19 protein-coding genes and 1 pseudogene are annotated in these 23,073 nt (G+C 64.6%); 8 read left to right on the top strand and 12 right to left on the bottom strand.

Annotation, left to right across the window (positions count from 1 at the left end):
• Positions 1-173: 173 nt before the first annotated feature.
• A complete protein-coding gene (locus KRH_RS02560) occupies positions 174-2,399 on the bottom strand; it encodes a PhoX family protein (RefSeq protein WP_012397607.1) in 2,226 nt (741 codons plus the stop codon).
• Between the two features lie 318 nt (positions 2,400-2,717).
• Positions 2,718-3,653 (bottom strand): o-succinylbenzoate synthase, encoded by a 936-nt coding sequence (locus tag KRH_RS02555; RefSeq protein ID WP_231844729.1) that lies wholly within the window; start codon positions 3,651-3,653, stop codon positions 2,718-2,720.
• A gap of 454 nt (positions 3,654-4,107) precedes the next feature.
• Between KRH_RS02555 and KRH_RS12755 the strand changes: the two genes are divergently transcribed.
• On the top strand, positions 4,108-4,626 hold the full coding sequence (locus tag KRH_RS12755; RefSeq protein WP_050738028.1) for a DUF2334 domain-containing protein: 519 nt from the start codon (positions 4,108-4,110) through the stop codon (positions 4,624-4,626).
• 5 nt (positions 4,627-4,631) lie between these two features.
• On the top strand, positions 4,632-5,315 hold the full coding sequence (locus KRH_RS12750) for a DUF2334 domain-containing protein (protein ID WP_012397604.1): 684 nt from the start codon (positions 4,632-4,634) through the stop codon (positions 5,313-5,315).
• Positions 5,316-5,386: 71 nt separating this feature from the next.
• Here KRH_RS12750 and KRH_RS11690 read toward each other — a convergent pair whose 3' ends face one another.
• The 8 genes from KRH_RS11690 to KRH_RS02520 form a co-directional block, all read right to left on the bottom strand.
• Entirely contained in the window at positions 5,387-5,854 is a 468-nt protein-coding gene (locus tag KRH_RS11690) for a DUF4282 domain-containing protein (RefSeq protein WP_012397603.1), read from the bottom strand.
• Between the two features lie 425 nt (positions 5,855-6,279).
• Positions 6,280-7,806: a catalase gene (locus KRH_RS02540; RefSeq protein ID WP_012397602.1), complete on the bottom strand. Its 1,527-nt coding sequence runs from the start codon at positions 7,804-7,806 to the stop codon at positions 6,280-6,282.
• Between the two features lie 74 nt (positions 7,807-7,880).
• Complete coding sequence (locus tag KRH_RS02535) at positions 7,881-8,384, bottom strand: Fur family transcriptional regulator (RefSeq protein WP_081431576.1); 504 nt, start codon at positions 8,382-8,384, stop codon at positions 7,881-7,883.
• A gap of 921 nt (positions 8,385-9,305) precedes the next feature.
• Positions 9,306-10,175, bottom strand: a complete 870-nt coding sequence (locus tag KRH_RS02530) for a hypothetical protein (RefSeq protein WP_105590545.1) — start codon at positions 10,173-10,175, stop codon at positions 9,306-9,308.
• A 123-nt stretch (positions 10,176-10,298) separates the two neighbouring features.
• The gene (locus tag KRH_RS02525) at positions 10,299-13,433 is read right to left on the bottom strand and encodes a type I restriction endonuclease subunit R (protein ID WP_012397599.1); all 3,135 of its coding nucleotides are present in this window, start codon (positions 13,431-13,433) and stop codon (positions 10,299-10,301) included.
• Positions 13,430-14,164, bottom strand: a complete 735-nt coding sequence (locus KRH_RS12010) for a TIGR02391 family protein (protein WP_012397598.1) — start codon at positions 14,162-14,164, stop codon at positions 13,430-13,432. Before KRH_RS12010 ends, KRH_RS02525 begins: the two co-directional genes overlap by 4 nt.
• A complete protein-coding gene (locus tag KRH_RS12005) occupies positions 14,161-15,357 on the bottom strand; it encodes a restriction endonuclease subunit S (protein ID WP_012397597.1) in 1,197 nt (398 codons plus the stop codon). Before KRH_RS12005 ends, KRH_RS12010 begins: the two co-directional genes overlap by 4 nt.
• Positions 15,354-16,919 (bottom strand): type I restriction-modification system subunit M, encoded by a 1,566-nt coding sequence (locus KRH_RS02520; RefSeq protein ID WP_012397596.1) that lies wholly within the window; start codon positions 16,917-16,919, stop codon positions 15,354-15,356. The genes KRH_RS12005 and KRH_RS02520 overlap by 4 nt, the downstream gene beginning before the upstream one ends.
• Positions 16,920-17,134: 215 nt before the next feature.
• Between KRH_RS02520 and KRH_RS11685 the strand changes: the two genes are divergently transcribed.
• From KRH_RS11685 to KRH_RS11890, 5 genes are all read left to right on the top strand, one after another.
• Positions 17,135-17,542 (top strand): hypothetical protein, encoded by a 408-nt coding sequence (locus KRH_RS11685; RefSeq protein ID WP_012397595.1) that lies wholly within the window; start codon positions 17,135-17,137, stop codon positions 17,540-17,542.
• A gap of 15 nt (positions 17,543-17,557) precedes the next feature.
• Positions 17,558-18,559 (top strand): hypothetical protein, encoded by a 1,002-nt coding sequence (locus tag KRH_RS02515; RefSeq protein ID WP_012397594.1) that lies wholly within the window; start codon positions 17,558-17,560, stop codon positions 18,557-18,559.
• Positions 18,560-18,653: 94 nt separating this feature from the next.
• Positions 18,654-19,862, top strand: coding sequence for a heparan-alpha-glucosaminide N-acetyltransferase domain-containing protein (locus KRH_RS02510; protein WP_012397593.1), 1,209 nt, complete (start codon positions 18,654-18,656; stop codon positions 19,860-19,862).
• Entirely contained in the window at positions 19,787-20,161 is a 375-nt protein-coding gene (locus KRH_RS12860) for a helix-turn-helix domain-containing protein (protein WP_081431627.1), read from the top strand. Before KRH_RS02510 ends, KRH_RS12860 begins: the two co-directional genes overlap by 76 nt.
• Before the next feature lie 137 nt (positions 20,162-20,298).
• Positions 20,299-20,616, top strand: coding sequence for a PIN domain-containing protein (locus tag KRH_RS11890; protein ID WP_226905932.1), 318 nt, complete (start codon positions 20,299-20,301; stop codon positions 20,614-20,616).
• Between the two features lie 73 nt (positions 20,617-20,689).
• On the opposite strand, the pseudogene KRH_RS02500 reads toward KRH_RS11890, so the two are convergent.
• Positions 20,690-21,824 (bottom strand): annotated as a pseudogene (locus KRH_RS02500) (PLP-dependent cysteine synthase family protein).
• A gap of 58 nt (positions 21,825-21,882) precedes the next feature.
• Positions 21,883-22,320 carry a cytidine deaminase gene (locus tag KRH_RS02495; RefSeq protein WP_012397587.1) on the bottom strand — a complete coding sequence of 146 codons (438 nt, stop codon included), beginning with the start codon at positions 22,318-22,320 and terminating at the stop codon, positions 21,883-21,885.
• 197 nt (positions 22,321-22,517) lie between these two features.
• On the opposite strand from KRH_RS02495, the gene KRH_RS02490 reads away from it, so the two are divergent.
• Positions 22,518-22,799, top strand: coding sequence for a hypothetical protein (locus KRH_RS02490; protein ID WP_012397586.1), 282 nt, complete (start codon positions 22,518-22,520; stop codon positions 22,797-22,799).
• Positions 22,800-23,073: the final 274 nt, after the last annotated feature.

The raw sequence follows: 23,073 nt of genomic DNA, 5'->3' as shown, positions 1-23,073 counted from the left end.
TCACAAACACGTCACATACCGGGCGTTTCCCCAGGTCAAGCCCGGGTTGGGGACCGACGACGCCGCCGGACCTCGCGCGCGGGCGGCACGGGCGACGTCGTCGACAGGGCACGGAAAAGCGGGCGGGGCCGCGGGTGACCGCGATCCCGCCCGCCTGCTCGGGCCGGAGGGTCTCAGCTCTCGTAGCTCCTGGGGGCCTGCTCGGCGCGCTGCTGCAGCTCCAGGGTGGGCTTGTCGTCGTAGCCGCGGTACTTGGGGCCGGTCTTGCCGTTCTTGCGGCGCTTGTCCTGGTTCTCGCCCTTGCCCGGCTGGTCACTCACGCCGCCCGGGAACTGGGGCTTGTTGTTCCGGTTCTTGCGGAACACCTGGATCACGGACGGGCGCGGCATGGAGAACTCGCCCGGCTCCAGGCGCGTGGGCAGCGCGTAGTCCGGGAAGTACGAGCGGGGCTGCTCGAAGGAGCCGTCCTCACCCGGGTGCTGCACGGCGATGTAGACCATGCCCTCGGTGTCGTGGACCACCGGGCCGCACGTCTCCGCGTCCTGTGGGACCGAGAGGAACTGCTGCACGCGGCCACGCTCGGAGCCGTTGAGGGTCACCTTGAACAGGCCGTCGTTGTAGCCGATCTTGGACGGCGCACCATCCGTGGAGATCCACAGGTTGCCGGAGTTGTCGAAAGCGACGTTGTCCGGGCAGGAGATCGGGGAGACCTTCTCCTTGGGGAAGCCGCCGAAGTACGTGCCGGAGTCCTTGGCGGGGTCACCGCACACCAGCAGCAGGTTCCAGTCGAAGCGGGTGGCCTGCGGGAGGTTGTGGCGCTCGGTGAGCTCCAGGACGTAGCCGTCCCGGTTGCCGGTCCTCGGGTTGGCCTCGTCCACGCCGGCCTTGCCCGCCTTGCCGCGGTCCGAGTTGTTGGTCAGCGCCACGTACACCTTGCCGGTGTGCGGGTTGGGCTCCACGTCCTCCGGGCGGTCCATCTTGGTGGCGCCGCCCTTGTCCGCGGCCAGGCGGGTGTAGACGAGCACCTGCTCCACGGACATGCCCTTGATCATGGACCTGCCGCCCTTGACCAGGGGCAGCCACTCGCCGGAGCCGTCGAACTCGCCGTCCCTGGGCAGGGTGCCGTCCCCGGTGATCTGCTTCTTGGGAGAGTTGCCCTTGAGCCGGGCCACGTAGAGGTCGCCCTCGGACAGCAGGGTCATGTTGTGCTTCTTGTCGCCCTGCTTGTACTTCTTGGCGGAGACGAACTTGTAGATGTACTCGAACTTCTCGTCGTCACCGGAGTACGCCACCACGGTGCCGTCGTCGCCCACGCGCACGTTCGCGCCCTCGTGCTTGAAGCGGCCCATCGCGGTGTGCTTGAGCGGGGCGGAGTTCGGGTTCTGGGGGTCGATCTCTACGACCCAGCCGAAGCGGTTGGGCTCGTTCTTGTACCCGGGGATGCGGGCGTCGAAGCGCTTCTCCACCTCGGGCCAGCGGCGCGAGGGCATGGTGGTGGGGAAGCCGTAGCGCTTCTCCTCCGCGGTGCCGGAGGTGATGAAGTACTGGTGGACGTTCTCCTCGCCGGAGAGCACGGTGCCCCACGGGGTCACGCCGCCCGAGCAGTTGTTCTGGGTGCCCAGCACGCGCCTGCCGGTGGGGTCGTCCTGGGTCTTGAGCAGGTCCGAGCCGGCCGCGGGGCCGTCCACGACGAACGGCGTGGTCAGGGTGATGCGCCGGTTGCGGGCGCCGCCGCGCACGTAGGTCCAGGGCTCCCCCACCTTGGCGCGGGTGATCTCCACGACCGACATGCCGTGCGCCTGGATGGCGGTCCTGACCATGTTCGTGAGGTTCGTCTTCTCGTAGCCCGTGGGGAACATGGTGTTCTCGTTGGTGTACTCGTGGTTGTTCACCAGCACGCCCGTGAGTCCGTTGGGGTCCGGGATGATGTCCAGGTAGTCCGAGTTGAAGCCGAACTGCTTGGACTGGGACTCCGGGCTCTGGTTCTTGGGGTCGAACTCCGGGGAGTCGTAGAACAGGGGATCGCCCCAGCGGATGATCGGCGACCAGTCGTAGCCCTTGGGGACGGTGAGGTCGTCCACCGTCATGTTCACCGGCTTGATGGCGGTGAAGTCCAGGCGCGCCCTGCCCTGACCCCAGTAGCCGTACGTGGCCTGAGCGGGCTGGGCGGTCGCGGCCACCAGCCCCACCGTCACCGCCCCGGCGGCACCGAGCCCGAGTGCGGCGCGGCGGCTCATCGCGGCGGAGATGACGTCGTGCACGTACTCGTTGGACGAGGTGTTGGCGTCCGGGGTCATGCACTGGCTGCCGCACTTGAGCTCGCACGTGAGCGGGCTGCGCTTGCCGTTCACATGGCCCAGCATGGGCAGGAGACGGCGGCGTTCTGGTGCTTGGGTCATGGAGTGGCTCCCTGGGTGAGACATGCGTCCGTGCATGTCAGCGAGTGTTTCCATGAGCCACCTCACCACTGGCGTGTGATCGCCGTGCGACCGCCGGGCGAACTGGAGGTTAACCCGGTGGGCGGAGTGCGCCGACGCCGCCGCGCGGCACCGCGCCCGGCACCACCGGACCTCCCAGCCCCTCAGCCGCTGGCCCCGCCCACCCCAGTCCCGTGCAGCGCTGCACCTGCGGGGCACGCTGGGCCGTCGCCCGGCGTCGTGCACCGCGGCGGCGAGGACCGCGCGTCAGGCCGCGGGCGGCGTCGCCCTCCCCCTGGTCTACTGCGCGGCGAGCACGGCGTGGGTGCGGCGCAGCCGGTCCAGCCACCAGTCCCGGCGCGCGCCGGTGATGGCGTGCTCGGCGAGCAGCGCCTCGTCCACGGCGACGTCCCGCACGGGCAGGAACCCGTCCACGGGGCGCAGGGGCTCGGCGGTCACGTCCGCGGTCATGAGCGAGAGGGTGCCGAGCCCGCACGCGTACGGCAGCTCGGGCAGCGCGGCAGCCAGGGCGACGCCCGCGCGGATCCCCACGGAGGAGTCGATCGCCGAGCTGACGACGGCGGGAAGCCCCGCCTGCGCCACGACGTCCAGCGCGCGGCGCACTCCCCCGAGCGGGGCGACCTTCACGACGATCAGGTCCGCGGCACCCGCGCGCGCGACGGCCAGCGGGTCCTCGGCCTTGCGCACGGACTCGTCCGCAGCAATCAGCGTGCCCACGCCCTGTTCCCGCAGCCGACGCCGCACGCTCGCCAGACCCTCGACGCTCGCCACGGGCTGCTCCGCGTAGGCGATGCGGAACTCGCTGAGCGCGCTGAGGGCGGTCACGGCGTCGTCCTCGTCCCAGCCCGCGTTGGCGTCCACCCGCAGCTCGGCGTCCGGGAGGAGGTGCCGGACGGCGGCGACGCGGGCGACGTCGTCCGCGAGACTCTGGCCGCGCTCGGCCACCTTGATCTTCACGGCGTGGACCTGCCCGGCGTAGCCGCCGAGGACGTCCACGACGCGCTCGGCCGGGACCGCTGGGACGGTGGCGTTGACGGGCACCCGGTCACGGACGGGCTCCGGGACGCCCTGCCAGGCGGCCTCGATGCCGGCGCGCAGCCACGCGGCGGCCTCGGCGTCCCCGTACTCGGGGAACGGGCCGAACTCGCCCCACCCGGCGGGGCCGCGGAAGACGACGGTCTCCCGCTCGGTGACGCCGCGGAAGGTGACGCGCATGGGGAGGGAGACCACGTGGGCGGAGTCGAGGAGGTCGGCGAGCGGGGGGAGTGGCAGGGACCGCGAAAAGCTCAACACGCGTTCAGGATACGCGGCCGCGGGGCGGCCCCACGGCCGCTCGCACCGCGCCGCGGACGACGACCACGAGCGTCCCGAGCTGCGCCGCAGTCTAATTCTCGGTGAACCTGCCCTTAACTTCTTGCCCCCGTTTATTACGCTTGTGCGTATAAACCTCCGGGAATTCCCGCGGCTTTAGTCAGCTCGCAGTGTTTCACCCCCCGTCCGGCCCACGAGAGCATGAGGTCAAGTTCTTTGCACTGTTTGCCATGGTAATTGCCGTCTGAGAACCTGAAGGCGCGCCATGTGGCGTGGTTTGATCAGGTCAGTGCGCATCCGGGGGGATGGACGCGGTGCCCGCGGGGTGAATTCGGGGGAATTCATGATGCATGTCCACATGACGTCCGGAACGGCGAATGTCGGGGAGGCGCTCCAGATGTTCCTGCAGGGCGGCAGTCGCGTCCTGCTGATGATCGCCATGGCGCTGTTCCTGGCCTACATGATCTTCTTCCTGGCCACCTCGCGATGCACCCAGGGGAAGAAGGCCGTACCCTGCACGTCTTCCGGCACCGGACCCACGGAGGTGCCGTGGGCGGTGCGCTCCGGCAACCGCAACGACCTCGCGGAGGTGCCACTGGACTACATCGACTCCAACGACGTGTACCTGATCTACTCGGACCTCTTCTACGACCTGGTGGGTTCAGACGCCCCCGCGGTGAAGCAGGCCGCGGTGCGCCTGGAGGACGTGGGCCCGGAGTCCGACCCGAAAGACCTGCGCCGCGTGGCTGATTACCTCGCGTCCGAGAACGTCCCGTTCCAGGTGGCCGTGATCCCCATCCAGATCGGGCAGAACAAGGACGGCTCCGACTGGTACGGGCTCAGCCTCACCGACCGGCCCGAGGTCTGGACGCCCTGAAGTACATGCAGGGCAAGGGTGGCACGCTCATCCAGCACGGCACCACGCACCAGATGGGCACCATGGACAACCCGTACAGCGGGCGTTCCGGTGAGGACTACGAGTTCTACCGGTTCGGGTGCACCTCCACCGACACCGCGCCCTACGCGTTCGAGGAGCGCACCAACGACTCCTACATCACGCCCGTGGGCCGCGCGGCCCAGGACGACGTGGACGAGTGGGGGGACCGCCTGGACGCGGGACGCTCCGTGATGGAGGACGCCGGTCTGGGTGAGCCCACGATCTTCGAGACACCGCACTACGGCCGTTCCGTGAACTCGTGCGTGGCCATGGCCCAGGAGTACAACGCGCGCTACGAACAGGGCGACTACTACGCGAGCATCCTCACGGGGCAGCCCTCCGAGGTCGGCAAGTCCTACAGCCAGCAGTTCCCGTACACCGTGCACGACATCTACGGCGGCGCCGTGTATCCCGAGAACCTGGGCAACATCACCGAGGGCGAGCAGAACAACCACGCGATCCGCGATCCCAAGTTCCTGATCTCCCGGGCGAAGGCGAACCTCACGGCGCGCGAATCCACCGCAAGCTTCTTCTTCCACCCGTATCTGGATCTGAACTACCTCAAGCAGACGGTGCACGGGATCAAGGAGCTCGGTTACGAGTTCGCACCGGTCACGGAGCTGAAGTAGTGCACGCCCGGGCCGGCGCCCCCACTCGGGACGCCGGCCCAGACGCACCACACCGCGGGTTCAGCCGCGGGTCAGCGCCTCTCCACGAGCGCGGTCGTGTTCTGGGCAGTGCGGATCATGGAGATCACGAACTCCAGGAACACGCGCATCAGCACGATGTTGATCAGGACGCTCACGAGCCCGAAGACCACGAACAGCAGACCCGCGGCGCTCTCCGTGAGTGCGACCAATCCAGAGATCACCATGATCAATCCGCCCAGTGCGCTGAGCGCGATCGACAGGACGTAGATGAACTTCGCGAACTTGATGGTGATGAAGTGCTTGAAATCCAGGTCGAACAACGCGGCCAGGAAGCCCGGCTCGCTATCGGGGCGGTGCGGCGCGTGCGGGGGCTGCGCAGCGCCGTCGTGCGGGGCGGGGTACGCATCGTAGCGGGGGGTGCTACCGGCGGCGTAGGGGTTACCACCGTCCGCTCGGGGACCGGCCACCGGCTCCCGGGGATCGTTGTGGTCGTAGCGGGGGTAATTCTGCTCGGACATGACACTTCCTCGTGGGGGCGATAAGTGAAGGACACGGGGCCGCGGACAGCAGCCCCGCCCTCATTCTGACCCGCGGGCGTGCATTCGCAAACGATTGCTCTGTGACGCCGATGTCGAAGCGCGGACATTACGCGCCGGACGACGCCGCGCCGCGCGGCTCCCCGGCCCGTCCTTGCCGAACGGGCCCGTGCTCGAGGTGAGCGGTCGGGTCCCTCCCCCTGGAGCGCTCAGTTGTCCGCGCGCCCTCTGGCAGATGCCCGAGACCCGGAACGCGCGAACACCCGGCCAGGATCACTGACCGGGTGTTCGCACGCGTGTGAACGTCAGGGGTGGGCGGCCATCGGCAGCCGGGAGCCCCGCACGGTGGTCATCCCACCGCGCCCGGGCCCACCGAACTCACCCGGGGTCCGTTCACCCCCGAAGCGTTACTCGCTGATCTCGGAGTTGCTCGTGGGGTCCTCGTCCACGCCCATGCCCGGAACCTCGGGGCTGGCGGCGTTGGACTTGACGGCCTCCTCGATGCGTTGACCAATGTTCTCGTCCACGTTCTTCCAGTACTGGAAAGCGTTGGAGAGCACCGGCTCCGCGACACCATCGAGGGCGCCGGCCACGGTCTGCACGAACCGCGCGCGCTGCGCGTCGTTGAAGACCTCGCGGATCAGGGTGCCCGGCTGACCGAAGTCGTCGTCGTCCTGACGCAAGGTGTAGGCCTCGCGGACCAGAGCGCCGTCGTCCTCCCAGCCATTGTCCACGGGACCGGTCTCGTCCGACCAGGAGTCACCGAAGGAGTTCGGGGCGTACACCCGCCGGGCACCGCTGTGGTGATACGTCATGCTGCCCTCGAAGTTGTAGGTGTGCACTTCGTTGATCGGGCGGTTGACCGGCAGCTGCTGGAAGTTGGTGCCGACGCGGTAGAGCTGGGCGTCCGCGTAGGCGAAGGTGCGCCCCAGTAGCATCTTGTCCGGGGAGTTGCCGGTGCCCGGGACCATGTTCGCCGGGGAGAAGGCCGCCTGCTCGATCTGGGCGAAGAAATTCTCCGGGTTGCGGTTCAGGGTCATGGTGCCCACCTTGTGCCGCGGGTAGTCCTTCTTGGACCAGGTCTTGGTCAGGTCGAAGGGGTTGAACCGGTAGGTCTTGGCCTCCTCGTACGGCATGATCTGGAAGTACAGGTCCCACTTCGGGTACTCGCCCCGCTCGATCGCCTCGAACAGGTCGCGACGGTGGACGTCGCCATCGGCTCCGGCCAGGCGCTCGGCCTCTTCGTTGCTCAGGCTCTCCACGCCCTGCCGCGACTCGAAGTGCCACTTGACCCAGAACTTCTCGCCCTCGGCGTTGACCAGCATGTAGGTGTGTGAGCCGTAACCGTTCATGTGGCGCCAAGTCTTGGGCAGGCCGCGCTCACCCATCAGGTAGGTGACCTGGTGGGCGGACTCGGGGTTGTTGGTCCAGAAGTCCCACTGCATGGTGCCGTCACGCAGCCCGGAGTCCGGCAGGCGCTTCTGCGAGCGGATGAAGTGCGGGAACTTCATGGGGTCGCGCACGAAGAAAATCGGGGTGTTGTTCCCGACCATGTCGAAGTTGCCTTCTTCGGTGTAGAACTTCAGGGCGAAGCCACGGACGTCACGCCAGGTGTCCGGGGAGCCCAGCTCGCCGGCCACGGTGGAGAAGCGGGCCAGCATCTCGGTCTTCTTGCCCGGCTGCAGGAAGTCCGCCTTGGTCCACTGCGAGACGTCCTCGGTGACCTCGAAGGTGCCGAACGCGCCGGCCCCCTTGGCGTGCGGACGACGCTCGGGGATGTTCATCCGGTTGAAGTGCTGCAGGGTCTCCACCAGCTGGTGGTCATGCAGCACGATCGAACCGTTGGGGCCGGTGGTCAGCGAGTTGCGGTCGCTGACAGCGGGAATGCCGGCCTGGGTCGTGGACCCGGTGGCGTGCGGTGTGGATTCCGTCATCGCGTACTCCTTGATGGGGTTGGGATGGGTGGGTGAACCGGTGGCCCAGATGGGTTCCCGGAGCTCAGGGGGGCCTACACGGGCGCCGCGGTCGCACCGGCCCGCTGGGCCGAGCAGTCGGAACACACGCCTTGGTAGACGACATCGGCCACGTGGATGCTCATCCCGTGGGTCTCGCTGGGAGTCAGGCACGGTGCATGCCCCACGGCACAGGCCACGTCCTCGATGCGTCCACACACCGTGCACACGGCATGGTGGTGGTTGTCATCGACCCGGGTCTCGTACCGCGCCGGGGAGTTCGCCAGGTCCAGCTGGCGCAACAGTCCGGCGTCCGTGAGCGAGTGCAGCACCACGTAGATGGACTGCACCGTGATCTCCGGTAATGCCGTGCGCACGTCCGCGAGCACCTCGTCCGCGGTGGCGTGCTGGTGGCGATCGACAGCGTCCAGCACCGCCAGTCGGGGCTTGGTGACCCTCAGTCCGGCCGCCCGGATCCGATTGGTCCACGGCACGGGCACGACGGCGCCGCCGCCGTTCTCGCGTCCCCCGGGCTGATCGGTCAGTGTTGTCGAGGTCATAGCTTCACTATGTCATGTTTTGAGTTACTCATCAAAAGGTTGCGGGGTGTGCCGGACGACGTAGGGGTGACGGGAGGGTGAACCCTCGGGGAGCGCGGCTTCCCCCTCCTCACCCTCTGGCGCCGCGGCAAACGCTCTCCACTACATCCATGCCGCGATCCGCACGGTTTTTCCTTGTTTTCTGGTCGTTCTGCACCACAGATGTTCCCACCCGCTGTCCAGCGGCGCGTCCGTTCGCGCGGGCCATCGACGACGCCGCCCGCGGCCTCCGCGGCGCCCAATGGCGGGCGGCCGTACTACCTGTCCGGGTGCTTCACGGCAAGGTACAAACCCGCGAGCCCACAGAGGGTCTCCAACAGGGGCAGGTCACACTGTCACCAGTTCGTGCAACAGACCCATTTGGTTCCGCTGGTTGGCCGGCACCAGATCCGAGAACCTTCAGCTCCCAAAAGGCCGCGAAGAGAACAGCTTCTCATTGCCCCCCTCGTAGACTGCACGGTAGACCCCCGCCCCACCGAGTAAGGCAGCCACCCACCGTGTTCAACCACGCGTCCTTCATCTGGGGTGACGCGGACATCCTGCGCGGCACCTATAAGCAGCAGTAGAGGCCAGGGATCCCCCGGCGACGCCCTTCTGGTCATCATGCAACCGGCCTTATCAGCAGCCCCTTACCATTATTTGCACGAGCCCTAGAGCGCGCGGCCCGGTGAGAAAACTTCAATACATGAAGGGGCAGCCTGTTCCTAAGATGAAGAGTTATAGTAAGCCCATTAACTTAAGGTTCAGGCTGTCAGGTCACACAGGACGCCGGGAATAACGCGGAAAACGCCTCGAGCCGTGTTTTGAATCATGCTTACCATCCCTTGTGCCTGCCTCACACTCGCACCAGAACACCTTTAGTGGCAGAACCTCGTACAGCCTTCAGTCCTGTTCCTGTTGAATCAGGGTTCTGAGGCGCTTACTCAAATCACCGCGAAGCTTCTGGCGCTCACTCGACCCTAGTCCGTACATAAGGTACCGGATCGGCTGCAGGTCGAACGGTACATCGTCGGCATTCTGCGTGAGAAGCACGGTCTTTCGCGGTAAGGCATGGGCAAGGCCCACCTCGTAGAACACGTTCGGATTTCGCCCTGTGAGATCCGCAATAACGATTTGCCCTTCCCAGAGAGCCGAGAGGACATCACCCATCACGTGATCATGCTCCCAAATATCGTCGACTCGTACGCTGATGAGTCCTGCGTCATCTACTGCACCCCGGATCGTCTCGTGTACTACGTCAAATTCTTTCTTGAATGGCATCATCACTACCACCAGCTTGGGATTGCGTGGTGTTTCCACAGGGAACCGAACGGCACCTGACGAGCGGAAGGCCTGCGAGCCACCTTTACTCAACCGGGCCTGGTGTTCAAACAGCACTTGAAACAGATCGACGTCTTTGACAGCCCAGTGCGTACGCGAGAATTCCCCCCAACCCTCTGAACTAATTTTCAGATCCGTGACGAGATTTTGAATTGTACTCGCTGGAATTGGGTCAACATTTGGATTAGGCAAGAACCTGAAAGCCGGGCCCCATTGCGCATCGTGGGACTTCGAAACGGAACCGACTCGTGCAAACTTCTCTGAACCATCGTCCTGAATTTCGGGCATAGACAGTGCTGGAATCGACGTGAGTGTCGAAATATAGTCCTCACCTAAACGCTCTTGTAGTTTTTGATCAGTGTACTCAAAAAGTCGATCCCTAGGCACGATTTCATTTTCGTCGTGCGTATATCCGACCAGTAGGTTGAACATATTACCACCTTTCGCTGGTATCATTACCAGGCTCCTTGATGATCTTATCGCTGGGACTGTTACACGGGTAGGTGATAGCGTCGTCTACCGTGCAACAGTCCCCCAGATATTCATCATTGGTGTCTACCTCGTTGCGCTGTCGGCATACAACTCTGCTTGCTCCAGTACAAGGTTGACTGCCTCGTCCTCAGCATCAGGAGGATAGTCATACTTTGCGAGGATGCGGCGCACACTGGATCGCATCGAGGCACGGACACTCTCTTTTTGATCCCAGTCGATGACAACGCTGTTGCGGACTGCCCAGACCACGTCGACAGCAATTTTCTTCAACGTTTCGTCGCCCATTTCCAGCACGGCGGAATCGTTCTGCGCGATCGCATCATAGAGCGCGACCTCAGCGCTAGAAAGCCCGAGGTCGTCGTGGCGCTTCTGATCGTCGCGCATTTGCTTGGCGAGTTTTACCAGCTCCGCAATGATCTCTGCCGTCGTCAGTGATCGGTTCGTGTATCGGTTAATCGCCTCATCCAGTAGCTCGGAGAACTTGCGTGCTTGAACAATGTTGGTGCGCTGCACCGTACGAATTTGATCGTTGAGCAACCGATGCAGCAGACCCATTTGGAGGTTGGGTTTGTCCTTCTCCGCGAACGAATTGAGGAACTCGTCGCTGAGGATTGAGAGGTCTGGCGTATCCACGCCAGCGAGCTTATAGACGTCGACGACTTGATCGGCCGCAACGGCCTCGTTGAGTAGCTGCCCGAGCGCTGTATCGATCCCTACGGCACCTGACCCGCCTCGGCCGGAGTCAGGGTTCTGGATCTTTAGGATCGCTGCCCTGACGTCCGTGAACAGTCGGACATTGTTCCGGATCGCGGCTGCCTCATCGCGCGCGCCCGCCAGCGCAAACGCCTTCGCCAGAGCCAGCACCTGGTCATTAAATCGCGAAGTCCGGTCTGGGTCCGCCATGACGAAGTCGAGGACCTTCGCGTACTCGTTCAACCGCTGCGAGGCTGTCAGCTCCGGGGAAGAATCGAATTGGACGCCGTGCAGCAGCCCGCGCACGATGTCATGCTTCTCCAACATCACCTGGACCATCTCGTCGATGGGCACGCCAGCCTGTTCGCGGTCGGACGGCGAGTACTCGCTCAACGCGTTCTGGAGGTTCGCGAACACTCCGATGTAGTCGACGATCAGCCCGCCAGGCTTGTCGCGGAACGTCCTGTTGACCCGAGCGATGGCCTGCATGAGCCCGGCGCCCTGCATGGTCTTGTCGACGTACATCGTGTGCATCGACGGGGCATCGAAACCGGTCAGCCACATGTCACGGACGATGACCAGTTCCAGCGGGTCGTCCGCGTTCTTCGCCCGCAGCTTGAGGTCCTTGCGCACGTCCTTCGAGTGGATGTGCGGCTGGAACTCAGCAGGATCAGACGCGGACCCGGTCATGACGACCTTGATCTTGCCCTGCGCCGGGTCATCCGAGTGCCAATCGGGCCGCAGCGCGACGATCTTCTCGTACAGCCGTACAGCGATCCGGCGACTCATGGTCACGATCATGCCCTTGCCGAACAGGGACTCCCGGCGCTTCTCCCAGTGCTCCACGATGTCGCGAGCTACGAGGTCAAGTCGTGCCTCCGCTCCGACGACCGCCTCCAGCCGCGACCAACGTGACTTCGCAGCTGTTGCCGTGTCTTCCTCGACGGACTCGGTGATCTCGTCGGCGAGCTCGTCGAGGGCTGCGTGGTCAACTTCCGACAGCTCGATCTTTGCCAGCCTGGACTCGTAGAAGATCCGGACAGTCGCGCCATCCTCCACTGCCCTTGTGAGGTCGTACACGTCGACGTAGTCGCCGAACACAGCCCGGGTGGACTTGTCTTTCGACTCGATCGGAGTGCCGGTGAAACCGAGGTACGTGGCACCAGGGAGCGCGTCGCGCATGTGCTTGGCCAGCCCAGACTTGAGCCGGCCGTGGCGGTCGAGCGTCTCGCTGAAGCCGTACTGACTCCTGTGCGCCTCGTCGGCGATAACGATGACGTTCCGACGGTCAGTGAGCACGGGGTTGGTATCCCCGTCCTCGCCCGGCGCGAACTTCTGCAAGGTGGTGAACACGATCCCACCCGACGCGCGCTTCAGCTTGGCCCGCAGATCCGAGCGCGTTGCTGCCTGCACCGGCGTCTCCGGCAGGATGCGCGCGGGGGCGAAAGTCTCGCCGAACAGCTGATCGTCGAGATCGTTGCGGTCAGTGATGAACACCAGCGTCGGGTTCGCCATGCGCGGGTCACGCATGATCTTCGCGGCGTAGAACACCATCTCGAAGCTCTTTCCCGACCCCTGCGTGTGCCACACGACACCGCCGCGACGGTCCCCATCAGGGCTTGACGCTTGCACCGTGGACTCGACGGCAGCGTTGACCGCCCAGTACTGGTGGTACTTCGCCACACGCTTCACGAGCGCCCGCGTCGGCTGTCCTGTCGACTTGTCGGTGACTGTCTCGTCACTGAACACGACGAAGTTCTTCAGCAGGTCCAGGAACCGCTTCGGCTCGAACACACCCTTGATGAGAACCTCAAGGGCTGGCCGGTTGCTGACAACCTCACGCCCCTCGATGGTCTTCCACGGCGCGTAGTGCTCGAACGCACCCGAGTAACTGCTCATCGCAGCAGATGTGCCGTCAGAGATCACCGTGACAGCGTTGGGCACGAACACCGACGGGATGTCATGGCGGTAGGTCTGCACCTGGTTCCACGCCGACTTCAGCGTCGCGTGCTCAGCGGCCGGGTTCTTCAGCTCCAACAACGAGAGCGGGAGCCCGTTGACCATGACGAGCACGTCAGGGCGGCGATTCTTGCCGTTCTCGACGATCGTGAACTGGCTGACAGCCACCCAGTCGTTGTTCTCCGGCTCGTCGAAGTCCATGAGCCACAAGCGCGTTGTGCGCAGCAGACCATCGTCGCCGCGATGCTCGACCGGTACGCCCTCCGTGATGAGCTTATGCAGGCGAGCGTTCTCGTCGATTGGGCTCTGTGACTCGGCACGCTGAACCGTCTTCACAGCCTCTGCGACAAGCGCGGCGTCCGCACCACGATTAATCCGCCGAAGCGCATCACGCACATGCCCCCACAACATGACGTCCTCGTACGACTCCCGCTCAGCGCCAGGCTCTCCTGGCGCGATGTCAGGGCCATGCACACGTCGGTAACCCAGCTCGGCGAAGTACTCCAGAGCGGCCTGCTCAACGACGTTCTCATTGAAGGTGTTCATGTGACACTCCTCAGAACCGATTCGTCCACCCAGCGTGCGAGCACACTGAGTGCGGCCAAGTACTCCAGTACCTGCTGCTCAGGCATTTCCTGTTCAGCTTCGTGCGCGAGCGGATTATGGATACCGGCGAAGACACCTTCGGCGAACATGCGAGCCCCGCGCTGAACTGATTTAAAGGTCTTACTGCCGTCGTTCGGCATCCGATGGAGGCGTGGATTGTTCGCAGCAGCAGGTTGCTCGCTGAACGCCTGGTTGAAAAGGTCTGTCTCGCTCACGTCGCGACGACCGAGCTTGTTTTGTGTTTCGGCGTTTAACTTGCGGATCGCACCCTCGACCGCCTCGCGGTAATGACCCGAATGCCACAATGACGACGCTCCCTCCCAGATCCAGGAGTGCAGCTTCGCAGCAGACAGCTCAGGGGCATCCTCCCCTAGATTTTTTCGGACCTCATCGGCACGGACTAAGGCCTCCCGCGCTCGAATAGATGCTTCATAGTGAATTGACCACTTCTGACGGTCCTTCTTCTTGATGCTCTCACGCCAGCCGGGCACAATACGGTCGAGAATTTGCTCGACGACCTGAGCCTTCTTGACGATGTCGTCCTCCGACGCTGCGGTCTTGTAGCCGTGGAATCCAACCGACCCAGGCGGCGACGGGACGTATGAGACTGTCGTCGCCGCAATAAACTCGTTAAGTTTTTTCTGTGCCCAATCGCCGTTGATATTCGTCATGCAGGGTCTCCTTCAATGGGGGCCCGAACACGACCGGAGAGGAGCTCGGGGAGCAGGGTGTCCCGAAGGGCGGCAAGACGTTCCGACTCAGCCCGAGCCTGAGCGACACGGCGCCGCAGTGGCATCGTGTCTGCCTCGAACTGCTCGGCGACAACGGCTTCCTTCGGCACAACAACCGAATAGTTACCCATGGCCTGAATACCGACGGCGGGATACGCACTACCGTGGGCGACCGATTCGAGGTACTCAGCGAACTTGTGCGCGCCCACCACGCTCGTTAACATCGATGAGCCGAGTCGGACGCTCGGGCTCATGACGGCAAAACCAGTCGAGGCGACGCTGCCGGGAGTCGGGTCAACAATTAGAGCAAAGGCGCGGTTGCCAGGGCGCACGGTCGAGTAAATTACGTCACCATCGCTCACACCACGTCGTGCCCGACTCGGCGCTTCATTCCAGGTTAGCTCCTGAACCGAGTCGATCTGCCCCGATGATACTGACGCGATGTCAATGTAGCGCAAGGTATCGGTCGAGTGCGGGTTCACGCTCAGTCGATTGAACTCCACAAGGTCGGCGAGAGGTAGAACCTCCGTCGATGTGCGCGCCAGGAGCTGCGAGGCAGATGCATCGATCAGCGCCGACGCTCGTTCAGCAAGTCGCCGGTTCGACTCGATCTTGTCGTCGAGCGCGCCGAGCGTCGCAGCGATCGCGCGCTGCTCGGGCAACGACGGTAGAGGCAGCTCAATATTAGATACTTCCGCGAGGCTCAAGTTCTGCTGCACAGATTGCACAACTCGTGTTCGTGCACGTGCAATGCGCTCTGTATCACGCAAGCAGTAATAGAGATAGTCGCGATCGACCTTCTCTGGGTTGGGGCGAATAATGGCGACTGCTTGGTTCGTATTCCCGGGGAGATCGCTGGGTCGCACTCGTGCAACTCTGCCAATTGTGCCAGCGATCGAAAAGAGCAAGTCGTCTTGCTCTAGGATCGAGCGAGCAAGCATTGCGTGCGTCTGCTCATCAATAAATGCCAGCTTTGAATGATTGAGCGTTCCAGCTTCGGTGATCGACTCCACTTTGACGAAGTTGATGCCGCTACTCTCAAACGTCCCGCCAAGTGTCGTTGGCGTGGTTCCCTTCGTCACACGATGCGTAACCTCGCCAACCGTGCCGGCTTTCCACGACTTGCTAGTCAAAGCACACCTCTCAGTCGAGCACGAACCTCATCTTCAAGCTCACGTCCGCGCTCGAATTCTGCAAATAGCTCGGTCGTGAGGCGCTCGATTTTCTCGTCGATCGGCTCGTCGTCAACCTCCGCCTCCGCCGCACCTACGTAGCGGCCAGGGGTCAGGACGAAGTCATGCTTCTCGATTTCTTCGATCTTCGCGGCCTTCGCGAACCCAGTCTCGTTCTGGTAACCGCCGTCGTGGTCGCGCCACGCATGGTACGTGCCCGCGATCTTCCCGATGTCGTCGTTATCGAGCACGCGCAGTTTGCGTGACTCCATCCGGCCGAGCTTGCGGGCGTCAATAAACAGCACCTCCCCTTTGCGCGCGCGGTGCCCGTTGCCGTCACGCCCCTTGGAAACGAACCACAGTGACACGGGGATGCCAGTGTTGAAGAACAGTTTGTCGGGCATCGCGACGATGCAGTCGACCAGGCCCGCCTCGACGAGCCGCTGACGGGTCTCGCCCTCGCCACTGCTCTTGGAAGACAGTGACCCGTTGGCGAGCACGAACCCTGCTGTGCCGTAGGGAGCAAGATGGTGAAGGAAGTGTTGCACCCATGCGAAGTTCGCGTTGCCCTTCGGTGGTGTTCCGTATTTCCATCGGGGATCGTCGGCGAGCTTCGCATCCCACCAGTCAGACACGTTGAACGGCGGGTTCGCGATTACGAAGTCAGCGCGCAGGTCTGGGTGGAGATCCTCGGTGAATGAATCAGCCGAGTGCGTGCCCATGTCAGCCTCGATGCCCCGCAAGGCCAGGTTCATCTTCGCCAGTTTCCACGTGGTATCGGTGAACTCCTGCCCGTACACAGAGATGTCAGTGCGCTTGCCGCCGTGGGCCTTCACGAACTCCGCTGACTGCACGAACATGCCGCCAGAGCCTGCTGCTGGGTCATAGACGCGACCCTTGTAGGGCTCCAGCATCTCCACGAGCGTCCGGACGACGGAGCGTGGCGTGTAGAACGCTCCGGCGTCCTTGCCAGTCTCTTTGCCCGCGAACTGGCCCAGGAAATACTCGTACACGCGGCCGAGCACATCGTCTGCGCCGTGATCGTCGGTCTCAGTGAAGCCGATCGAACCGATGAGATCGACCAGCTCACCGAGACGGCGCTTGTCGAGACCGTCCCGGCCATAGTTGCGAGGGAGCACGCCGCGCAGGGAGGGGTTCTCCTTCTCGATGAGATCCATCGCCTGGTCGATCTGCTGGCCGATCTCAGGCTGCTTCGCCACCGACTGCACGTAGCCCCATCGCGCGAGGGATGGTACCCAGAAAACGTTCTGGCTCGCGTACTCGTCGCGATCCTCCAAGAACGACTCGATCCGCTCGGGCTTGATGCCCTCGGCGGCCAGCTCGCCCTTGAGCTGCTCGCGGCGCTCCTCGAACCGGTCGGAGACGTACTTGAGGAATACCAGACCCAGCACGACATGCTTGTACTCGCTGGGCTCCTGGTTGCCCCTGAGTTTGTCAGCGGCATCCCACAGTGTCTGTTCCAGCGTCTTCGCTGGCTTCGTCTTCGCGGCCCGTCTCGCCATCAAGTTCGTCTCCTTTGCGCCCGAAACGCGCTTCCATCAGATTCATCCGTTTGAATTAGATGGTATCGGCGGTTACCCACATACAAGGGATGCTGAGGCTATGACGAGTCGCGCGGCGACGGCGGGCAAGGACCGGCTGTACCGCAACGACCTCGCCGCGGTGCCGGGAGGCGGGGCGACGGGCGCGGCGGCGGCGTCGTCGGCCGAGGAGGGACGTGCGCAAGGGGACGCGCGCGTACATCGGGTTCGTGGAGCTGCACCCCACGAACGTGGATTCCAAGGTGGACGTGATCCTCAAGCACTATCAGCACACCGTGAAGAAGGAGCTGGGCGGGCGCGCGAAGGCCATGGTGGTGACGGGGTCGCGTGCGTCCGCGGTGAAGTACCAGCGGGCGTTCCAGAAGCACATCGAACGCGAAAAGCTGCCGCTGCAAACCCTCGTGGCATTCTCGGGCTCGCTGCCGGATCCGGATGTTACCGCGATCGGTAATGTGGCCGTGCCGGAGGTGACCGAGGCGTCCATGAACCCGGAACTGCGCGGGAGGGACCTGGCCGGGGTGTTTAGCCAGGAGGACCAGAACATCCTGATCGTGGCGAACAAGTACCAGACGGGCTTCGACTAGCCGCTACTCACGGCCATGTACGTGGACAAGCAGCTCTCCGGGATCGCCGCGGTGCAGACGCTGTCGCGGCTCAACCGGCGCGCGGACGGCAAGAAGAACACGTACGTGCTGGACTTCGTCAACGACCCCGCCCAGATCCTGGCGGCGTTCCAGGACTACTACGAGGACGCGCGCATCGAAACCGATTCGGACCCGGACCTCGTGGCCAAACAGATGACCAAGCTGGATGCCGCCAACATCTACACGCCCGCGGAGGTCAACCGGGTGTGGGCGGCGTGGTCGGACAGGAACGGCAAGCGCGGCGCGCTGACCTCGGCGCTGGTGCCGGCGGTCGAGCGGTTCACCAACCGCTGGTCCCGCGCCGTGTACGACGACGACGCCGCAGCGCGCGACGAGCTCGACAAGTTCCGTTCCCTGCTGGACCAGTACACGAAGTCCTATGCGTTCTTCTCCCAGATCCTCAACTTCGGGGACACGTACTACCTCAAGCTCTCGGTGTTCGCGGACCTGTTGGCGCGACTGCTGCGCGAGCAGCTGGACGGCGGCGAGCGCGAGACGGTGACGGCGGACGACGTCGTCCTCACCCACTACCGGCTGGAGAAGCAGCGGGACGAGGACCTGCAACTGGAGGACGGCGAGGCCCGAGGGCTGCAGGGCATGACCGAGGCCGGCATGACCCGCCAGCAGGAACGCGAGCGGGCGGCCAAGGCCGAGCTGGTGGAGAAGGTCAACAGATTCCTCGGAGGCCTGGACGCCAGCGACGAGCACAAGGTGAGCGCGGTGGAACTACTGGTCCGCGAGGCCGCCGAGAACAAGGACCTGCAGCAACAGGCGCGCAACAACACCAGGGTGGACTTCTCGCATTCCCCGCAGGTGCGTCTTGTGCTGGAGGATTCCGTATGGAATCAGAACCGCCAGTCCGAGGCGATCGCCAAACGGTTCCAGGAGCTTCCACCCACCGATCTGGTGGAACTGGCCATGGCGTTCGATTTGTGGGAACGGTCGCGGGCAGGGTAGGGCTTATCCCTGAAAGCACGTGTTAGGGGGCCGCGACGCCGGGGAGAACTCAGGAGTACGAGTGAATACGACACGACGCGGGGGCACGGGGGACGTGGCAACCGCAACGGACGGGGCGCCACGCAAGCGGCGACTGGTGGGGATCGATGCCGCCCGGGGGCTGGCACTGATCGGGCTCATGGCCATCCACCTGCTGCCCGCGTGGAACGAGCAGACCGGGGAGGCCAGCTGGTCCTGGCGACTGTTCTCCGGGCACTCGGCGGCCCTGTTCGCGCTGCTGGCCGGAGTGGGCCTGGCGCTGGGCTCCGGCGCCCGACAACCACGCGAGGGGCGAGCCCTGACCGCTGACCGGGTGAGTGTCCTGGTCCGCGCCCTGCTGATCGTCACGGTGGGTATGACCGTTAACGCCGCGATGCCGGAGGATCCTCCCGCCTACAACATCCTGTTCTACTACGGCATGTTCTTCATCCTGGCCATCCCGTTCCTGCATGCCCGCCCCAAGACGCTGTTCATCTGGGCCGCCGCGTTCGGGATCCTCTCGCCCCTGCTGATGCAGCGCATGCTGAATGTCCTGCCGGAGTGGTTGTACTACAACCCCACGCTGCCCAATGTCCTCAGCAACCCCGCGGGCACGCTTTCTCAGCTCCTGCTGACGGGCAATTATCCGGCGCTGCCGTACATGACGTATCTACTGGTGGGGATGGGGCTGGGCCGCCTGGATCTACGGGCAGTGCGCACTCAGGTCCGCCTGGTGATCGTGGGCGTCGCGCTCACCGTGTTGGCCCAGCTCGTGTCCGCCGTGCTCCTCTACGGCCTCGGGGGCTACTCCGTATTGCAGGAGGCATCGCGCTTGAGCGAGTCCAAGCTCGACGAGATCCTGGTGTGGGGTACCGGCTCACTACCGACCGACACCGGGTGGTGGTTGGCCATCACGACCCCGCATTCCAACACGCCGCTGGCCATTGCGACCAGCCTCGGACTGAGTCTGGCGGTGCTGGGGGTGTTCCTGCTGATCAGTCAGAAGATCGGGGACTGGCTCCTGCCGTTGTCGGCGATGGGATCGATGACCCTCACGCTGTACTCGGCGCACCTGCTGGCCCTGTCCCTCGAGCTGCATTACGACTCCCCCTACCTCTGGTACCTCGTCCACGTACTGGTGGCCGCCGTCTTCGCGGTCATCTGGCAGCGGACTCTTGGGCAGGGACCGCTCGAGCGGGTGGTCGCCTACTGCGCGAAGGGCACGCGCCGCCTCGTCGCCGGGCAGGGCGGCAATGCCAATCCTGGAAAGACCCGCAACTCCTAACTGGGACCAACCTTGTCCCGCGGTACCCGCTCTGGCGTTCGACCTATGGAAGCGGCTGCGGCAGAGCGAGGGCTGCTGATCATCTGGGAATTTCCCGGCCGACACTGGTCAAGCTGCTGGAGCAAGGTGATATCCCATTCACCAAAGTCGGAAGACACCGCAGAGTCCTGCTGACTGATCTCATTGCCTACGAAGAACGCCTCGAGAAGACACGCCGCGAAGGCCTCCGACAGGCAACTCACGAGGCAGCTAACCACGGCACATACTTCGACATCCCGGCAGACCCGGCCACCCGGTAAATCCCCATGTCGTTCCCGGTGGTTCTCGATGCATGCGTATTGATTCCCATGCCTATCGCAGATCTACTACTGCGTCTGGCCACGGCCAAGCAATTCAGGCCACTCTGGTCGAGAACTACGAGAGCCTCGTGCCTGCCATGACCAATGACCCCAAGGACAGACATGTGCTGGCAGCAGCGGTCCGTTCAAGAGCCGAGCTCATCGTGACATCCAACCAGAAGGACTTCCCGACGACCGCCCTCAAGCCCTATGACGTTGCGGTGCGGTCTCCGGATGACTTCTTACTCGATCAGTTGAATTTGGACCCTTCAACCGTGGTCCGCATCGCCGAAGAAGTGGTGGCGGACATGCGGAATCCGACGATCACGTGGAATGGGTACCTCGAGGGTCTCGCTCGCGCCGGCTTGCCCCTATGTGCTACGGAACTCGAAAAGCGGACCGCAGGAGTCGGCTAGAAGCCAGTTCCAAGGGGCACCCCACAACGCTGACTGCCCATCTTCATCGTCGCCGGGCGGGGTGGCTCGTAGCTCACCCCAACTCCCCACCTCCCATGAACCCCTCCAACCGCTCGAGGTACGGGGCGATGTCCAATCCCTCCCCCGCCAGCCACTCGTCCGAGTAGTACTTGTCCAGGTAGCGGTCCCCGAGGTCGCACAGCAGCGCGATCACGCTGCCCCGCTCCCCCGCCCGGACCATCTCGGAGATGATGCGCAACGCCGCCCACAGCCCCGTGCCCGTGGAGGCCCCCGGCCTTGCGACCGATCAGGGTGTCCAGGTGGCGGATCGCGGCGACCGCGGCGGCGTCGGGAACGCGGATCATCCGGTCGATCGCCGAGCCCATGAAGCTCGGCCCCACGCGCTGCCGGCCGATGCCCTCGATCCGGGACCCGAGCGGCGTCGTCACCGAGGGGCCCTGCTCGCGCCAGGCCGGGAGGAAGGCCGAGTTCTCCGGGTCCGCCACGCACACCCCCGTCTGGCGGCCGGTGTAGCGCACGTAGCGGGCGATCGTCGCGGAGGTCCCGCCGGTGCCTGCCGTGGCCACGATCCACGCGGGATCCGGATAGCGCTCCTGGGACATCTGCGCGAACAGCGACTCCGCGATGTTGTTGTTCCCGCGCCAATCCGTGGCCCGTTCGGCGAACGCGAACTGGTCCATGTAGTGACCGCCGGTCTCGCGCGCGAGGCCCGCGACGACGTCTTACACCTGGTCCGGGCGCTCCACGACATGGCAGCGACCGCCGTGCAGCTCGATCAGGCGGATCTTGTCACGGCTGGTCCCCTGGGCCATGACGGCGATGAACGGCACCCCGATCCGCCGTGCAAAGTACGCGTCGGATACCGCCGTGGACCCGCTCGACGCCTCGATCACCGGCCGCCCCTTGCGCACCCACCCGTTGCACAGCGCGTGCAGGAACAGCGAGCGCGCCAGGCGGTGCTTGAGCGAGCCCGTGGGGTGGGTGGACTCGTCCTTGAGGTACAGGTCCACGCCCCACTCCTCGGGCAGCGGCACCGACAGCAGGTGGGTGTCCGACGACCGGTTGCCCTCCGCCCGCACCTTCGCCCCGGCCTCGGCGCACCATCGCCGGGCCTCCGCGTCGAAACGGTCGATGTCCTCGTCGGGAGCCACCGCCGACGATGACGCCGCTGGCTCCCCCACGCTCATTCCTCGAGTGCCCATGAGGGAAGCCTATGCCGGGCCCACTTCCCCGCGGGGCATCCCGTCACCGCAGCCAGCCGGGGTGGGCGTCACCCGTCAGCGCGGTCAGCCAGTAGTCCGGCAGCAGGTCCGCCAATCGCTTCCACACGACCGCCGTGGGATCGTCCCGGTCCGCCACCGCCGCCAGGACGTCCGGCCCGTACGCCGCCAACCGTTCCCGGCACACCCCGCACGGGCTCAGCACGACGACGCTGCCATCCGCCCTGCGGTGCACACACACCGAGGCCACCACCCTGAGGTCCAACCGGTGGGCGGCACAGTACGGTTCGATCTCGTGGCACACCTCGACCGCGGCATTCGGCATGTCCGGGGCGGTTCCGGTGACCACGGCGCCGTCCTCGAGCAGCATGGCCGCCGCACCGTGCTCCGACCCGTCCGGAAACCGGGTTTCGAGTAGTGCCTTGCACTCGGTCACGACGTAGTCCAGAGCGGAAGTGTCCATGGCCGGAGCCTATCGGGGAGCGCGCCGCATGGGTCGATTGGCCAGTCGGCCAGAGTTGCCTGCGGGTCCGCGAGTCCACTGGAATCGGCCGCTGGGCCGGGCTTACCGTGCAAGGGCATGTACTCATGGCGCGAAGCCACCTCAGACGTGTCGAGAGACAACACCGTAGGACCACCTCAGAATCAGGAGCCCGCACCATGAAGTACCTCCCCGGAATCCTCTCTCTGTCCTGCGCGATCGCTAGCCTGTTGATCTTCTTCCTGGCCCGCGAGCCCATGCTGGCCATGCTGGTCGCACTGCTCGGTGTGGTGGCCAGCGGTGCGACCACGTTCCGACGCCGGCCCGGCGGACGATCGAACCCTCGAACCGACCGAGGTGACGGTCGCACGGTGGAGCTGCAGCGGCGTCGTCTCCTCGCGGACGTGCAGGCGCACCAGCGCAACGTGGCGCACGAAGGGGGCCCGGCGGCCTCGCACTGAGAGGGCACGAACGTGTGAGGCGGGGCCTGACCGGCGACCCGCGCCGGCCACGAGCCGCCCTTGCTCCGCCCGCCACGACCGCCCCGCCTGATGGTGGCAGCGGCGCTCACCTGTGGTGCAACCCGACCCGGCATTGCCCGCCCCAACCACCACTGATACCCGTTCCGCATGAAACTCACGGGTAAGTGTTCTGGGTCACCCATCCATTGTATGAATGGGAGTCTCCGGTTGTCCGCCCCTCCGCGAGCGCGAGAGGGGCCGGACCCGGGCGATC

The sequence above is a fragment of the Kocuria rhizophila DC2201 genome (assembly GCF_000010285.1).
Lineage (GTDB): Bacteria > Actinomycetota > Actinomycetes > Actinomycetales > Micrococcaceae > Kocuria > Kocuria rhizophila_A.
Note: the sequence above shows the minus strand (reverse complement) of the source record. Positions and strands in the feature narration are given on the sequence as shown.

What these genes read in the sequence shown, in the direction of transcription:
- KRH_RS02560 (WP_012397607.1), bottom strand. Translation starts at nt 2,399, where the DNA reads ATGACCCAAGCACCAGAACGCCGCCGTCTCCTGCCCATGCTGGGCCAT.
- KRH_RS02555 (WP_231844729.1), bottom strand. Translation starts at nt 3,653, where the DNA reads ATGCGCGTCACCTTCCGCGGCGTCACCGAGCGGGAGACCGTCGTCTTC.
- KRH_RS12755 (WP_050738028.1), top strand. Translation starts at nt 4,108, where the DNA reads ATGACGTCCGGAACGGCGAATGTCGGGGAGGCGCTCCAGATGTTCCTG.
- KRH_RS12750 (WP_012397604.1), top strand. Translation starts at nt 4,632, where the DNA reads ATGCAGGGCAAGGGTGGCACGCTCATCCAGCACGGCACCACGCACCAG.
- KRH_RS11690 (WP_012397603.1), bottom strand. Translation starts at nt 5,854, where the DNA reads ATGTCCGAGCAGAATTACCCCCGCTACGACCACAACGATCCCCGGGAG.
- KRH_RS02540 (WP_012397602.1), bottom strand. Translation starts at nt 7,806, where the DNA reads ATGACGGAATCCACACCGCACGCCACCGGGTCCACGACCCAGGCCGGC.
- KRH_RS02535 (WP_081431576.1), bottom strand. Translation starts at nt 8,384, where the DNA reads ATGACCTCGACAACACTGACCGATCAGCCCGGGGGACGCGAGAACGGC.
- KRH_RS02530 (WP_105590545.1), bottom strand. Translation starts at nt 10,175, where the DNA reads ATGTTCAACCTACTGGTCGGATATACGCACGACGAAAATGAAATCGTG.
- KRH_RS02525 (WP_012397599.1), bottom strand. Translation starts at nt 13,433, where the DNA reads ATGAACACCTTCAATGAGAACGTCGTTGAGCAGGCCGCTCTGGAGTAC.
- KRH_RS12010 (WP_012397598.1), bottom strand. Translation starts at nt 14,164, where the DNA reads ATGACGAATATCAACGGCGATTGGGCACAGAAAAAACTTAACGAGTTT.
- KRH_RS02520 (WP_012397596.1), bottom strand. Translation starts at nt 16,919, where the DNA reads ATGGCGAGACGGGCCGCGAAGACGAAGCCAGCGAAGACGCTGGAACAG.
- KRH_RS02515 (WP_012397594.1), top strand. Translation starts at nt 17,558, where the DNA reads ATGTACGTGGACAAGCAGCTCTCCGGGATCGCCGCGGTGCAGACGCTG.
- KRH_RS11890 (WP_226905932.1), top strand. Translation starts at nt 20,299, where the DNA reads ATGACCAATGACCCCAAGGACAGACATGTGCTGGCAGCAGCGGTCCGT.
- KRH_RS02495 (WP_012397587.1), bottom strand. Translation starts at nt 22,320, where the DNA reads ATGGACACTTCCGCTCTGGACTACGTCGTGACCGAGTGCAAGGCACTA.
- KRH_RS02490 (WP_012397586.1), top strand. Translation starts at nt 22,518, where the DNA reads ATGAAGTACCTCCCCGGAATCCTCTCTCTGTCCTGCGCGATCGCTAGC.